This is a genomic window from Chitinophaga pendula (genome assembly GCF_020386615.1).
Taxonomy (GTDB): domain Bacteria; phylum Bacteroidota; class Bacteroidia; order Chitinophagales; family Chitinophagaceae; genus Chitinophaga; species Chitinophaga pendula.
This window is the reverse complement of sequence record NZ_CP077769.1, coordinates 6,147,575-6,161,137: the sequence shown is the minus strand read 5'-3', so window position 1 is coordinate 6,161,137 and position 13,563 is coordinate 6,147,575. Positions and strand designations below refer to the sequence as shown.

The following is a 13,563-nucleotide window of genomic DNA, read 5'->3' as shown; positions in this document are numbered from 1 at the left end:
TTTATTATTGAGCATTGGCGATAGATATTAACATATCAAACTATGAAGAGTACCTCTACAGTTATGTAGACGGTGAGCTTAACGCTACAGAAAAGGTTGCGTTTGAGTGCTTTATGGAGCAACATCCACAGGTGCGGCAGGAGCTTTCCTTATTGGAGGGAACTAAGTTGCCTGCAGATCCTGCTGTTGGGTTTGAGAATAAGGCATCCCTGTACCGGGGGGGGGATGCGTTGAATGCGCAACAATATGAAAGTTACTTACTTAGCTATATAGATGGGGAGTTGTCTGCCACTGAGCGGGAGAAACTGGAGGGATTGGTACGTACGCATGCACATATCGCACGTGAACTGGAAATACTCCAGGTGACCAAATTACAACCTGATACTTCGATCCTTTTCAAGGATAAACAACTGTTATACCGTCATACCAGCCGTAGCCGGCGGATCCATCCTGCCTGGTGGGCGGCTGCGGCGGCCGCGTTGGTAGCTGGATGGCTCTTATGGATGCCCGTAAAGCAGGATATTGTGCCTGTAGCTGATGGGCCTATTGCGAAGGTCCAGCCTATGGGGCCGGCTTCTTCGAAAGGGGTATCTTCCGGGACATCTACTGCACCTGCTACGCCACCGGCAATTTCTGATAATACCGCAATAGAGTCCACTAATACTGCGGAGCCGGCGATAGCGGCCACCGGTACCCGGCAGATGTCGGCAGCGAAACGCAATGCTGCGACGGCAAAGGAAAATACGGCTCTAGCTGCATCAGCATCCGTACCTGAGTCGCAGGAGGCTCCGGCAGAGGCTGTGGCTGCGTTAAAACTCCCGCAGCCCCGCAATACTACTGAAGAAGTGGTACAGGCGCATATTGACAAAAGTGTCAATGTGGGCAGTGTAAGCGGGATAGCGGTACAAGCGTCAGCTGATCAGAAAGGGGCATTGCTGGCTAATAGTGCGCCGCTTGCCGCCGAAAAGGCAATAGCTACGCCACCACCACCTCCTCCACCTGGTGAGCTGATCATGTCTGTAAGTAGCAGTGGAGAGAGTAAATTGATGGACAAAGTAACTAATGTAGCCCGGTTTTTCGGTAGGAAGCGCAATAAGTAAGTAATAAGCATCCATGAAACCCTGCAAAAATGTGAAGTAATTATATGAAGCATAAAATTTTACACCTGAGTGTGCTGATCATGTTATTGACGATGGGGGTAGGGTATGAGGCTGCCGGACAGGCGGTTTCTGATACGACCTGGATCAAGGGGCTGGTGATTGTAAAGCATAAGGACATCAAGGGTAAGTCTAGTTATAAAATATACCAGGATACTGCTTATCAACGTGCTAAGTTGAAGAAGAACCTGCATACGCGCTGGCTGGTATTTGACCTTGGATTTAATAATTTTATGGACCGGAGTGATTATGGAGGGGCCAGTTATTTAAATTACTATGTCGCTCCTTCGGGAGCTTTTCAGGGGGATGCTTGGATGAAGCGGTATGATTATTCTGCGGCGGGATTGAATACGTTAGCTCCCCGTCCGGCTAGTGAGCCGCTGACGCCTTCTGAATTTAAACTGATCACGGGCAAGTCGATCAACTTCAATATATGGTTGCTGATGCAGCGGTTGAATATCTATAAGCATAAGCTGAACCTTGTATATGCCATTGGTTTGGAGATGAACAATTACCGTTATACTAGGAATATTACTTATGTGCCGGGTTATACGGCAAAAATCATTCGGGATTCAGTGAACTTTTCCAAGAATAAATTGTTTGCTGAGTACCTATCTGTTCCGGTGATGTTGAATTATACTTCTAATCCAGCTAGACCGAATCGTGCTTTCAAGATGAGTTTTGGTGTGATGGGCGGTTATCTGGTAAAAGCGCGGACTAAACAGATCAGTGAGGAGCGCGGGAAGGTGCGTAAGGTTGATGATTTTAACCTGAACAAATGGCGGCTGGCCCTTACCGGCGAGGTCGGGTATGGACCGGTGAAACTATACGGAAACTTTGGGCTTACGCCTCTACATGATTATGGTTTGGAACAGTATCCATTTTCAGTGGGGTTGAGACTTAATAGCTTCTGATTTACCCTGTAAATCACAATTAATTATCCTTATGAGATCATTGTTCGCCTTTCTGGCTTGTACGGCTTTTATTGTCTGGGCGCATTCCAGCGATCAACATATCGTAGGTGTGAGAGCACAGCAGCAACAGCAGCAGGAATTATCGGGTATGAGCCGGGATCGAGTTCCTGAGCATGTACAGCGAGCGGTCAAACCAGACTTTTATGGCCATATCCATCCGGCATCTTTTATTAAAGCGTTGCCTTTAAAGCATCTGAAAAACCATAAATTGTCAATGACAGAGATGCATTATTCCAGTAGGACTGCTATTATTTTGCCTGTCAACATTAATTCCAACGGGCTTTTTAGCTATTAACATTTTCTTATTTTTTACTGAGTCACCTATATATCGGTTAACAGGAGCGATGGATTCCCATTTGCCCTGATGGTAAAACTGCTGCCATTTAAAGGCTAAATCTGCCTTTTTTCCACATTTTTTAGTTAATTTTTACCCCTGTCCCTTATATTTGGTTATGGTCTCATTCGGCTGGATAAGTTGAATGGCTTTATCCGCGAAGCTTTTGACCTGAGCAAATATTGACTGTCGGGAATTATCCGGTTGCCTATGAGACAACAAATACCTGCGATACCGGTATATAAATCTTCCCCAAGTGACTATTAGGTAAAACTGGCATTCGGGTAATTAATACTCGTTAATGAATTCGAAACTATTGTTTACTAAATACAAAAACCAATCTAAAAGTATGTTTAAGAAGGCGATTTTACTGTTCCTGTTAGCAGGTACAGTATTGGTGCATACTGTAGATGCCCAAGGCAAGTATGAATGGAAGGAGGGCAGTTCCGGAGGGTATAAGTATAAATATGTCACCAATGACCCGATGCAGGCGCGATTTTATACACTCAAAAACGGGTTGACCGTGATACTGAGTGTAAACAAGAAAGAGCCCCGTATTCAGACATTAATAGGTGTGCGTGCAGGTAGTAATAATGATCCTTCTGATCATACTGGGCTGGCGCACTATCTGGAGCATCTGCTGTTTAAGGGTACGGACAAATTCGGCACCCTGGACTGGGCAAAGGAAAAGGGATACCTGGACCAGGTAGAAGCCTTGTACGATACCTATAACAAGACAACCGATGCGGCTGCGCGTAAGCAGATATATCATCAGATAGACAGCGTATCTGGTATTGCTGCCAAATATGCTATTGCCAATGAATATGACGGTATGATGTCGGCGATGGGTGCGCAGGGTACTAATGCGCATACCTGGGTGGAGGAGACGGTGTATGAAGAAGATATTCCTTCGAATGCGGTTGACAAATACCTGACCGTACAGTCTGAGCGCTTCCGTCTGCCAATATTCCGCTTGTTCCACACGGAGCTGGAGGCGGTATATGAGGAAAAGAACAGGGGGCTGGACAACGATGCGCGTAAGATGTACGAGACGATGTTGGCGACTTTGTTCCCTACACACAACTATGGACAACAGTCTACTATCGGTACGGTAGAGCATCTGAAAAACCCTTCTCTGAAAGCTATCCGTAATTTCTACAATACCTATTATGTACCTAATAATATGGCGTTGGTAATGGCGGGTGATTTTGATCCGGATTATGTGATCAAAAAGGTGGATGAGCAGTTTGCTTACATGCAGACGAAGCAGCTGGATGAGTATCATGGGCCGAAAGAAGCACCTATCGCAGCGCCTATAGTTAAAGAGGTGTATGGACCTGATGCGGAGAGTGTTAACATTGCTTTCCGGGTGCCCGGGGCTAAAGATGTTAAGTCACTTTTACTGGAGACTGTGGTGGCTAAGATATTGTCCAATGGTAAGGCTGGTCTGATGGACCTTAACCTGAATAAACAGCAGAAAGTGTTGGGTGCAGGTGTAAGCACGTTGAACTGGAAAGACTACGGTGTCGTTTCACTGACGGGTAAGGCCAAACAAGGTCAGACTTTGGAAGAGGTTAAAGACCTGTTGCTCGGACAACTGGAAATCCTGAAAAAAGGCGATTTTGATGAGACGCTGGTGAAGGCTATTGTTAATAATAACAAACTGGCTGAATTACAAGGTCTTGATAATAACGGCAATCGTGCCAGCTCTATCATGGATGCTTTCATTAAGGACAGGGGCGAAAACTGGCTGTCTGACGTAGCGTTTTCTGATGAGATGGCCAAGATCACCAAACAGGATATTGTAGCTTTTGCCAACGAGTACTTTACCAACAACTACGCCTTACTCTACAAACGTAAGGGAGAGGACAAGAACATACAAAAAGTAGAGAAGCCTGCTATCACGCCGGTAGCGGTGAACAGAGATGCGAAATCTCCTTATCTTCAAACTATTGCTGCAATGCCTGCCACGCCGGTAAAACCACAGTGGTTAGACTACAATAAGGATATGCAGAAGAGCAAAATTGGTCCTGCGGAGGTATTATACGTGCAGAACAAGGACAACAGTTTGTTCCGTTTGTATTATCGCTTTGACATGGGTAGCTGGAATAACAAAAAGCTTCCGCTGGCAGGTAGTTACTTACAGTTCCTGGGTACTGACAAGTATACAGCGGAGCAGATCAGTAAGGAGTTCTACAACATTGCCTGCAGCTTTGTTATTTCTTCCGGATCAGAGTTTACTTCTATCGCTATATCAGGATTGCAGGAGAATTTTGACAAAGCAGTGGCGTTGTTTGAACATCTGCTGAAAAACTGTAAACCTGATGAAGCGGCGTTGACTGCACTTAAAGGACGTTTGCTAAAGACACGTACAGATAGTAAACTAAACAAAGGTGCTATCATGAACGGCTTGCGTCAGTATGCTACTTATGGTAGTAAAAATCCGTTCAACTTCCAGTTGACAAAAGATGAAGTGAATGCACTTACTTCTGCTGAGCTAGTGAACATTTTACACGAGCTGCCTTCTTACAATCACCGGGTTATTTATTATGGTCCTCAATCTTTGTCTGCTGCTACTGCTGCGCTGAAGAAGGTGCACCAGCTGCCTGCGGCCTTTAAGGCAACTCCTGCTGCAGAAAAATTTACGCAGGTAGACCAAAGCAAAAACCAGGTATTGTTTGCAGACTATGATATGGTACAGGCAGAGGTAGCGTGGCTGCGTAATACGGATCAATACAATCCGGATCACACTGCGCTTATCAACCTGTTTAATGCATACTATGGTGGTGGTATGGGATCTATTGTATTCCAGACTATCCGTGAATCTAAAGCATTAGCGTACTCAACATATGCGTTCTATGCTCCTCCTACCAAGAAAGAAGATCGTTATTTCATCACGGCTTATGTGGGTAGCCAGGCTGATAAGATGAATGAAGCCATCGTTGGTATGAACGAGTTGCTGAATGAGTTACCTAATTCAGAGAAGGTACTGCAAACTGCCAAGGAGAGCATCCGTCAGGATATTGAGACCCAGCGTATTACACAAGACGGTATTATTTTCAATTACCTGGCATCTGAAAAATTAGGATTGAAAAATGATAACCGTAAGCAGGTGTACGATCAGATCAACAAGCTGAATTTCAGCGATGTGAAAAAATTCCATGACACTTATTTGTCGCATAAGCCATATACCTATACCATATTGGCTTCCGAGAAAAAGATCAGTGAAGATGATCTGAAGAAGTATGGAGATGTGAAGAAATTATCGCTAGAAGAAATATTCGGGTACTAATTTTTATCGCAGTATATCAAGGAGAAAAGGAGCAAGGTATTCAAAACCAGCTCCTTTTCTCCTTTTTGCATCATAGGCAATAAACATATACTGGTTTACGTTATTCCAACAACCATATCGGAGCAGATATTTTTGTTCAAGATGTATGTATTTTTGCGCGGCAAAAGACCACATTAAAGAAGTGGACCTTGTGTTTATTTTATCTAAACTCCTGTGAAAAATGCGTCCTAACTACCGGCTCCTCAGCCTGTTATTACTAGTATTTATTTTTACGACCAGCTTTAATAATGATAGTTATTTATATACCGTAAGGCTTACTCCTGGCTCCATTGATCCAGAGAAGATATTTCTTCTGGTAGACAAGAGTGATTACCGGTTGTATCTATATGAGGATGTTACGCTACGTAAGATCTATAAGGTAGTGTTCGGCAATAAGGATCAGTCGGACAAATTTTTTGAAGGAGACCGTCGTACGCCGGAGGGCACGTTTCATATACTTAGCAAACGATTTGACAACCGGTGGAGCCGGTTCATGCTGCTGGATTATCCTAATGAGTCTTCCTGGGATAAGTTTCATCAACGGCAGTCGCAAGGGAAGATCTCTTCGGCTGCTGATATTGGTGGCGGGATCGGTATTCATGGCGTGGAATATAATTCCGGTATCCGTGACAACTATGTGGAAGGAAGGATCAACTGGACATTGGGGTGTGTAAGTATGAAAAATAGCGATGTGAATGAGTTGTATGAATTAATAAAAGTGGGAACTCCTGTCGTGATCAGACCCTGATACTGGCATTTCTGGTAATATTTTTGTGGTCTCAAGAGACGAAACGAAATCCATATCTGAGAAAAACGGACCCTATGAACTGGAACCAACGCTCCCGAAAAGCAATGTATAGTGCTGTCTCTTTCGCTATTATCCATTTGTTATTACTGACGGCTTGTGTAAAAGAAAAAGCAGAAGGAGGGCAGCCTCCGGAAGAAGAATATATCCTGGAGAAGAAAGGAGAAGGTACTGTAAGCGGTAAGTTGACCGTAAGCCGTGATAGGGGTGGTGTGCGGGTGGCCATCACGTTGCAGGGTACTGATCCGCAGAAAAGGTATATAGCTGGAATTTATGAGGATGCCAGTATCACTGGTGGGCCGTTGACCTTGACGCTGGGTGCTATCCCGGGTAATACCGGTAAACTGGATACTTTAGTCAAGCAGCTGAATAATGGGATCCTGACTTCTTATACGGAGCTGGTGAACTATAACGGACATTTGCTGATCAGGGAAGAGACGGTCGACAGCACTGTTGTATCGGGGGCTGATGTAGGTGGGAACGAATTGACCGGTAATGTGCGTAATTATTCATTGGACAGCGTTTCGGCTGCAGGCAGTAAAGGTACCTTTACTATCGCTGAGCGGAAAAATGGTCATACGCTTTGTACTGTTACTTTGACGCGAACTATGCCACAGTACACTTATACCACCCGTATCCTGGATGGTACTCCTGCTGAGGCGCCGGTAGTAGCGATCACATTAGGTAGTTTTGATGCTTTCCGTCAGTCGTTACAGCAAAACATTACACAGAAGGATGATCAATCTGTGATACAATATAAAGACCTGTCGGAATATAACGGTTACGTTACTGTTGTTGGGGAAAGTATCTCCTCCGGTAGTCAAGTAGTGGCGCAAGGCAATATTGGCCATAATGCGCCATGATCCAATATATAGGCGAGATTGGGTCTTGTGGAAGGTGCGCTCTGCTCGGGTAGGGCGCGCTTTTTTTATATCATTACTTTCCAGTTCTTCTTTTTCCAAACATGACCATTGGCAGTCGCCGATCTTTTTTGCCAGTGGCCAATATACCCGGTGCGACGCAATATAATATGGTTGCTGCCAGAGCCAGCAGGCCGAGAGGCAGGAACCGGTCCACGATATTATCCTGTCCGTCTATTGCCAGAAAATGCGTTAACCACTCCACTGCTCCATATAATAATAACAACATGGGAAACATTAGTAGCGGGCTAAGCCTGTAGTTGATGGCGCCGATCAGAAAACCGATGGCATGCCACAGCAGCAGGAACAGGGGCAGGAGATGCCGTTGCCACAGTTCGTGCGTATGCTGGTCGAGTAAAAATTGTGTGTCTTTGATCTGCCGGACCATAGAGAGTATGGTGGGTCCCGTTTCTTCACCGGAAGGTAAGATGGGAGTACCTTCTCCTTTGGTGGTATAGACGTCGTGCCAGGAGATACCTGTTTCGGGGACTTTATAGATGTAATAATTGGCCCTGAGTTGGGAGGGGGTGCTGTTATCATGCAGATAGGAGATCAGTTGCTGCCGGTCTGTGTTGATCTGGGTTGTGAGGGAGTCTGTTTGTTCTATCAGCCGGCTGGTGCTGCTGAATCGGGAGTAGCTGTCAAAAAGGGAGGGAGCTACTTCGGGCAGAGGTTTGTCTGGGCTTTTTACGATGATATTGTATAGCAGAGTTTTGCTCCGGAGGCTTACGAAAGGTTGTACGCGGGCGTTCAGCATTAGCATAGCAAAGCTTAGTACTGCGGGTATGAATAGGGAGGTGCGGAATAATTTAAGGGGTAGTTTGTACCAGTATTTGCCCAGATAATATCCCAGGGCTGCTGCGGCGATGAAGGCGGGCATATGTGTGCTGCGCAGGAGGTATTCGGTCATCTGCCAGCCGAGGAGGCGGAGCAGGGTATTGGCGGTGAGGTGTTTGTAAGATAGGTCGGCATAGTAGGTATATACGAAGAGAGCGGTGGCAAAGAGTCCTATCAGGAGCCACGTGAGCAGGAAGGCTGGTAACCAACTGCGGAGGAATATTCTGACCAGTCCGGATCTCATGCATCAATGGTAAGCTAGTGAAGCTGCAATGTAAAAAAAAGTCCGCAGGCATTGTACAGGGAGCGCATTGTAAGGCGGGCCCTGTACTTTCCTGCGGACGGTATAGCTATTGGTTGATGAGTCTGTATTAGAGTTTGCCGCGTTTTATTTCTTCTACGACAGCAGGGTCCAGCAGTGTGGAGGTGTCGCCGAGGTTTTCGGTATCTCCTTCTGCGATCTTGCGGAGGATGCGCCGCATGATCTTGCCGCTGCGTGTTTTGGGCAGGCCGCTAACGAACTGTATCTTATCGGGTTTGGCAATGGGGCCGATGATGCGAGCCACGGTTTGCGCGATATCCCTTTTGGTAAGTTCGGGATCGCCGGAGAGGCGGTCGTTGATGACGTAGGCGTAGATACCTTGGCCTTTGATGTCGTGCGGATAGCCTACTACGGCGCTTTCTACTACGCCGGCGTGCATGTTGATGGCATTTTCCACTTCGGCGGTACCTATGCGGTGGCCGCTTACATTGAGTACATCGTCGACACGGCCGGTGATGCGGTAGTAGCCATCTTCATCGCGGAGACAGCCATCTCCGGTGAAGTAGAGATTTTCGTAGGTGGAGAAGTATGTTTTCCGGCAGCGTTCATGATCGCCATAGGTAGTACGGATGATACCGGGCCATGGGAATTTGATACAGAGGTTACCGCTGACGCCATTGCCTTCCAGTTCTTTCCCATTTTCGTCGACGAGTACGGGTTGTATACCGGGTAGGGGGAGGGTGGCATAGCCCGGTTTTTCGGGTGTCACTCCTGCGATGGGTGTGATCATGATGCCACCGGTTTCTGTTTGCCACCAGGTGTCTGCGATGGGGCATCTGCCTTTACCGATATTATCTTTAAACCAGTGCCAGGCTTCTTCATTAATTGGTTCGCCTACGCTACCCAGTCTTCTGAGGGAGCTGAGGTCTTTATGATTTACGGGGCCGAGGCCGAAGCTCATGAGGCTTCTGATGGCGGTGGGGGCTGTGTAGAGGATGTTCACGCGGAACTTGTCTACGATTTCCCAGAGTCGTCCGGCATCGGGCCAGGTGGGGACACCTTCGAACATGAGAGTGGTGGCGCCTGCGCTGAGCGGGCCGTATACAATGTAGCTATGACCGGTGATCCAGCCTACGTCTGCTGTACAGAAGTATACTTCTCCCGGTTGGTATTGGAAGGTATTAACGAATGTGTAATTGGCATATACCATGTAACCGGCGCAGGTGTGTACTACGCCTTTGGGTTTACCGGTGGAGCCGGAGGTGTAAAGGATGAAGAGCATGTCTTCTGCGTCCATTTCTTCGGCTGGGCAGGGCGGGTTGCCTTGTGTTTCTATTTGTTTGATCTCGTCTTCCCACCAGGAGTCGCGGCCTTTGAGCATGCTAACAGGGGTGCGGGTGCGGGTGCAGACGATCACTTTTTTAACGGAAGGGCAGGCCATGAGTGCGTCGTCGATGACTGCCTTGAGGGGGATGTCTTTTGCACCGCGGTAGGCGCCATCGCAGGTGATCACGAGGCTACATTGTGCGTCGTTGATACGGTCGGCGATGGACTGGGCGCTAAAGCCGCCGAATACTACGGAGTGGATGGCGCCGATACGTGCACATGCCAGTACGGCGATGGCCAGTTCGGGGATCATGCCCATGTAGATGCAGATGCGGTCTCCTTTTTTTACCCCGTTATTTTTCAGTGCGTTAGCAAACTGGCATACCTTATTATACAGGTCCCGATAAGTAATAACGCGGTGCCGTTCTTCCGGATCGTTGGGTTCCCAGATGATGGCCGGTTTGTTACCCAGTGTACCGAGGTGCCTGTCGAGGCAGTTTTCGGTGATATTGAGTTTGGCACCGGTGAACCATTTGACATCCGGGTCTTTAAAATTCCAGTCCAGGACGTTGTCCCACTTGCGTCGCCAATAGAAGTGGTCTGCCACGTTGGCCCAGAAGCCCTGCGGGTCCATTACGCTCTGTTGATACGCCTGTTTATACTCATCTAAGTTGTTGATCTGATACGGGTAAGCCATAGCTGCTACTTTTTGTATTGTTAACTGTTCATAACGGGCACTAAATTTAATAAAGATAAATGAGGAATAATAGTACTCCGGTTGAACAGGTGAGCAGTATGACGGTTGAGCGGGATGAAAGTACTATTGCCCGGCTACGGCCTGCACATATTTGTATATAGCCTGTTCTTCTTCGTCTTTGGGTTTTGCCAGCCGCAGGTATTTTTTATAGTATTTGTTTGCTATTGTTTTATTCTGCAGGCGGGACTCGTACATGCGGCCGAGGCTATATTGGCGCAAGGGCTCGTGAGACAGGAAGAAGGACGTGTCGTAATTGGCGGCTGCCTGTTTGTATTGTTTTAACAATTCGTAGTTGCCGGCCATGGCTGCGTAATATTCCTCGAGGCTTTTTGATTTGGCCATATTGATACAGAGGAGGAGCAGCTGGTTGCTTTGGTCATAATTTTTTAACCTGTTATGTGCCAGTGCGGCGTAGTAGATGATGCCTTCGAGGGCTGCTTGCCGGCTTGTCATATACTCATTGACACGGATGCATTCATCAAACCGCGCGCTGTTGAAACAGGCGGCAGCGACATACATCATGGCGGAAGGAGCGGTGAGGTTCTGTTCCATCAGCCGTTGGCCCAGCTGGATGGTTCTTAGGTAATGTTTCTGAAAGTAGGCGGATCGTATGGCGGGTATAAGGACAAATGCGTTCATGGAGTCTTTACTGAGATAGGGCAGGAGTATGCTATCTGCGGTGGTGTATTGTTTGCGTTCTACCCATTCTTCTCCTAAGCGGGATACTACTTTGGGGTCTGAAGGGTTGAGCGTATAGGCTTTGCTCAGGTATACAAATGCAGTATCGTGCTGGCGGGTATTGCTGTATGCAAATGCGAGTTGCCGGTAGTGGATGGCTTTATCGGGTTGGAGGGAGATGAGTTGACGATAATGTGGGATGGCCAGAGCGGGTTTATCCTGTTGTATATATATAGTAGCGAGTTGCAGGTGCGGTAGTATGGCGCTACTATCAATCTGCAGCCATTGGTTATAGGCGGCTGCGGCTTGGTCGGGCTTGCCGGAGAGGTTGTAGGTATATCCAAGCAGGGAGAGTGTGGTGGGATCTTTTGTGGTGGTGGTGTTATTAATATATAGGATAGCTTCGTCGTATTGTTGTTGTTGGAGATAGTCGACGACGATGGCTTTGCTGAACGAAGGTGTTTGTTGAGCGATGGTGGTGGCTGGGAGTATGGCTAGCAGGATCAGGCGAATCAGGTGCATGGCAAAAGATTTCAGTAAAACTAATTATTTAGTTTTAAAAAGAAAAATTTAGTTAGCGAAGAAAAATAGGAGGGGTGGATACCATTTAATGATGGGATCATGGGTCTACAAGCTGGTGTGCAGCGATCAACAGCTGTGGGGTTCTTTTGTTATGTATGAGTTGTGTGAACCGGGGTTAGCTATTATTTGAGATGGTCTGCGGGTTTGATATTATAGGGGTTTGTTCTTTGTTGGGATTATTTTTTGGTGCGTATTTGTTTCCGGAGTTGTACTATATCTTTTTTTACTTGTTCGAGTGTTTCTTTTAGTGCGCTATGGTTTTTGAGTAGTTGGTTGTGTTCTTCGAGCAGTTTATAATATTTTTCTCTCATGGCCATCATTTCGTCACTTTCTGCTTGTCGGGATTCTTCGGCTGTACCTGGTCGGAGGAATGCGGTGACGCTTGTTTCGAGTGATCGGACGGCTCGTTCGAGTTCTTCTGGTGAGAAGATTTCTTTGTCGAAGAGGTTGTACATGGTGCGTCTGCTCATGCCGAGGCGCCGGGCGAGTCGTGTTTTGTTGAGGCCTCTTTCGGAGATGAGTTCTTGCAGTCGTTGTCCGTGATGGATATTATTATTGTTGTCGGTGCGGCCTGCTGCTACTCCTTTCCAGTCGAAGAATTCGTCGGTGGTGATGCCGATGAGGTTACAGAACTTTTCCAGGGTACTTCTTTTCATATCACTTTTACGGAGGTGATAGTGAGCTATTTGGTTGGTGAAGCCTGCCATTGCTGCAAACTCCACAATTTTGATCTTTTTTTGTTTCAGGATCAGTTTTAGTCGCTGCCCCATATGTATAAACCTAGCCTGCATTATAATTTGTTTTATTTATATCCGCGCTATTTATACAATATAATAATTTGTTTATCATTTAATGAATTTTTCAACTCAAATTGAACAAAAAAAAATCATTTGTCTGTAGGGCTGAAATCTTTGCCTGTATGTGGCTGAAGTATATTTGCAACTGCGGGGTTATAGCATGGGGAATGTCTAAATAAGGTGTCGTTGAGACACTATCAACAAAAAAAATGATAAAAAAAGTGGACGTTTCATTAGTATGTAATGAAATCCCTTGTCCTGACCGGGATACAGGCTGTTTATATATGTTGATAATGGTAAACAAAAATTAGCATACTCGATTTATTATAAATACATTTGCTTACATTCTGAATGAAAATAAGGATATCAATAATTAACGCCGACAAATAAATCAACGACTAAAAAGCAAATGTCTATGAAGAGAAAGCTTCCCCCAAACTTACCGTTTGTAAACATGCTGCATGATCTGCACAACCAGTTGTTCAATTGTCCGATAGAGTTCAGGGACCGGGTATGTGAGGAATGTTCGTGGAGTATTCCTACATTTTACCGGAAGATGAAGGCGATAGACCGGACGACATCGGGCAAGGGTAAGTTAGTGCCTGCGCTGAGTAATGCGGAGCGGGAAAAGATCATTGCCGTATTTGATGAGGTGTATGAGACGATGTGGGAGTATTGTAGCAAATATCGTAAGCCTCGGTAAAAGCTATCCAACTGTTAACTTCTCCTACCATCCGCATTTTTTTTATTTCCTACCTAGTAAGATCGAGGGCGCCCCCACCACCGCTAATCACAGTTCCCTT

The 13,563-nt window shown here is 46.3% G+C and carries 11 protein-coding genes; 7 read left to right on the top strand and 4 right to left on the bottom strand.

Annotation, left to right across the window (positions count from 1 at the left end; translation table 11 throughout):
* Positions 1 to 14 precede the first annotated feature (14 nt).
* The 6 genes from KTO58_RS22960 (at position 15) to KTO58_RS22935 (ending at position 7,464) form a co-directional block, all read left to right on the top strand.
* Entirely contained in the window at positions 15 to 1,100 is a 1,086-nt protein-coding gene (locus tag KTO58_RS22960; RefSeq protein ID WP_095837156.1) for a RodZ family helix-turn-helix domain-containing protein, read from the top strand.
* Between the two features lie 44 nt (positions 1,101 to 1,144).
* Positions 1,145 to 2,071, top strand: coding sequence for an outer membrane beta-barrel protein (locus KTO58_RS22955; protein WP_095837157.1), 927 nt, complete (start codon positions 1,145 to 1,147; stop codon positions 2,069 to 2,071).
* A gap of 31 nt (positions 2,072 to 2,102) precedes the next feature.
* A complete protein-coding gene (locus KTO58_RS22950; protein ID WP_095837158.1) occupies positions 2,103 to 2,426 on the top strand; it encodes a hypothetical protein in 324 nt (107 codons plus the stop codon).
* A gap of 388 nt (positions 2,427 to 2,814) precedes the next feature.
* Positions 2,815 to 5,757, top strand: a complete 2,943-nt coding sequence (locus tag KTO58_RS22945; RefSeq protein WP_095837159.1) for a M16 family metallopeptidase — start codon at positions 2,815 to 2,817, stop codon at positions 5,755 to 5,757.
* 220 nt (positions 5,758 to 5,977) lie between these two features.
* A complete protein-coding gene (locus KTO58_RS22940) occupies positions 5,978 to 6,544 on the top strand; it encodes a L,D-transpeptidase family protein (protein WP_095837160.1) in 567 nt (188 codons plus the stop codon).
* 74 nt (positions 6,545 to 6,618) lie between these two features.
* Positions 6,619 to 7,464: a hypothetical protein gene (locus KTO58_RS22935; protein ID WP_157752779.1), complete on the top strand. Its 846-nt coding sequence runs from the start codon at positions 6,619 to 6,621 to the stop codon at positions 7,462 to 7,464.
* Between the two features lie 73 nt (positions 7,465 to 7,537).
* On the opposite strand, the gene KTO58_RS22930 is transcribed toward KTO58_RS22935, so the two are convergent.
* From KTO58_RS22930 to KTO58_RS22915, 4 genes are all read right to left on the bottom strand, one after another.
* A complete protein-coding gene (locus tag KTO58_RS22930; RefSeq protein ID WP_095837162.1) occupies positions 7,538 to 8,602 on the bottom strand; it encodes a hypothetical protein in 1,065 nt (354 codons plus the stop codon).
* Between the two features lie 127 nt (positions 8,603 to 8,729).
* The gene (gene acs, locus KTO58_RS22925; protein ID WP_095837163.1) at positions 8,730 to 10,643 is read right to left on the bottom strand and encodes an acetate--CoA ligase; all 1,914 of its coding nucleotides are present in this window, start codon (positions 10,641 to 10,643) and stop codon (positions 8,730 to 8,732) included.
* 123 nt (positions 10,644 to 10,766) lie between these two features.
* Entirely contained in the window at positions 10,767 to 11,903 is a 1,137-nt protein-coding gene (locus KTO58_RS22920; protein ID WP_095837164.1) for a tetratricopeptide repeat protein, read from the bottom strand.
* A 236-nt stretch (positions 11,904 to 12,139) separates the two neighbouring features.
* Positions 12,140 to 12,754, bottom strand: coding sequence for a helix-turn-helix domain-containing protein (locus KTO58_RS22915; RefSeq protein WP_225859883.1), 615 nt, complete (start codon positions 12,752 to 12,754; stop codon positions 12,140 to 12,142).
* Positions 12,755 to 13,175: 421 nt separating this feature from the next.
* On the opposite strand from KTO58_RS22915, the gene KTO58_RS22910 reads away from it, so the two are divergent.
* Positions 13,176 to 13,463: a hypothetical protein gene (locus tag KTO58_RS22910; protein WP_157752780.1), complete on the top strand. Its 288-nt coding sequence runs from the start codon at positions 13,176 to 13,178 to the stop codon at positions 13,461 to 13,463.
* Positions 13,464 to 13,563: the final 100 nt, after the last annotated feature.

Excerpts from the sequence above, each read along its gene's own strand:
- KTO58_RS22955 (WP_095837157.1), top strand. The coding sequence starts at position 1,145 with ATGAAGCATAAAATTTTACACCTGAGTGTGCTGATCATGTTATTGACG.
- KTO58_RS22950 (WP_095837158.1), top strand. The coding sequence starts at position 2,103 with ATGAGATCATTGTTCGCCTTTCTGGCTTGTACGGCTTTTATTGTCTGG.
- KTO58_RS22945 (WP_095837159.1), top strand. The coding sequence starts at position 2,815 with ATGTTTAAGAAGGCGATTTTACTGTTCCTGTTAGCAGGTACAGTATTG.
- KTO58_RS22940 (WP_095837160.1), top strand. The coding sequence starts at position 5,978 with ATGCGTCCTAACTACCGGCTCCTCAGCCTGTTATTACTAGTATTTATT.
- KTO58_RS22935 (WP_157752779.1), top strand. The coding sequence starts at position 6,619 with ATGAACTGGAACCAACGCTCCCGAAAAGCAATGTATAGTGCTGTCTCT.
- KTO58_RS22930 (WP_095837162.1), bottom strand. The coding sequence starts at position 8,602 with ATGAGATCCGGACTGGTCAGAATATTCCTCCGCAGTTGGTTACCAGCC.
- acs (WP_095837163.1), bottom strand. The coding sequence starts at position 10,643 with ATGGCTTACCCGTATCAGATCAACAACTTAGATGAGTATAAACAGGCG.
- KTO58_RS22920 (WP_095837164.1), bottom strand. The coding sequence starts at position 11,903 with ATGCACCTGATTCGCCTGATCCTGCTAGCCATACTCCCAGCCACCACC.
- KTO58_RS22915 (WP_225859883.1), bottom strand. The coding sequence starts at position 12,754 with ATGCAGGCTAGGTTTATACATATGGGGCAGCGACTAAAACTGATCCTG.
- KTO58_RS22910 (WP_157752780.1), top strand. The coding sequence starts at position 13,176 with ATGAAGAGAAAGCTTCCCCCAAACTTACCGTTTGTAAACATGCTGCAT.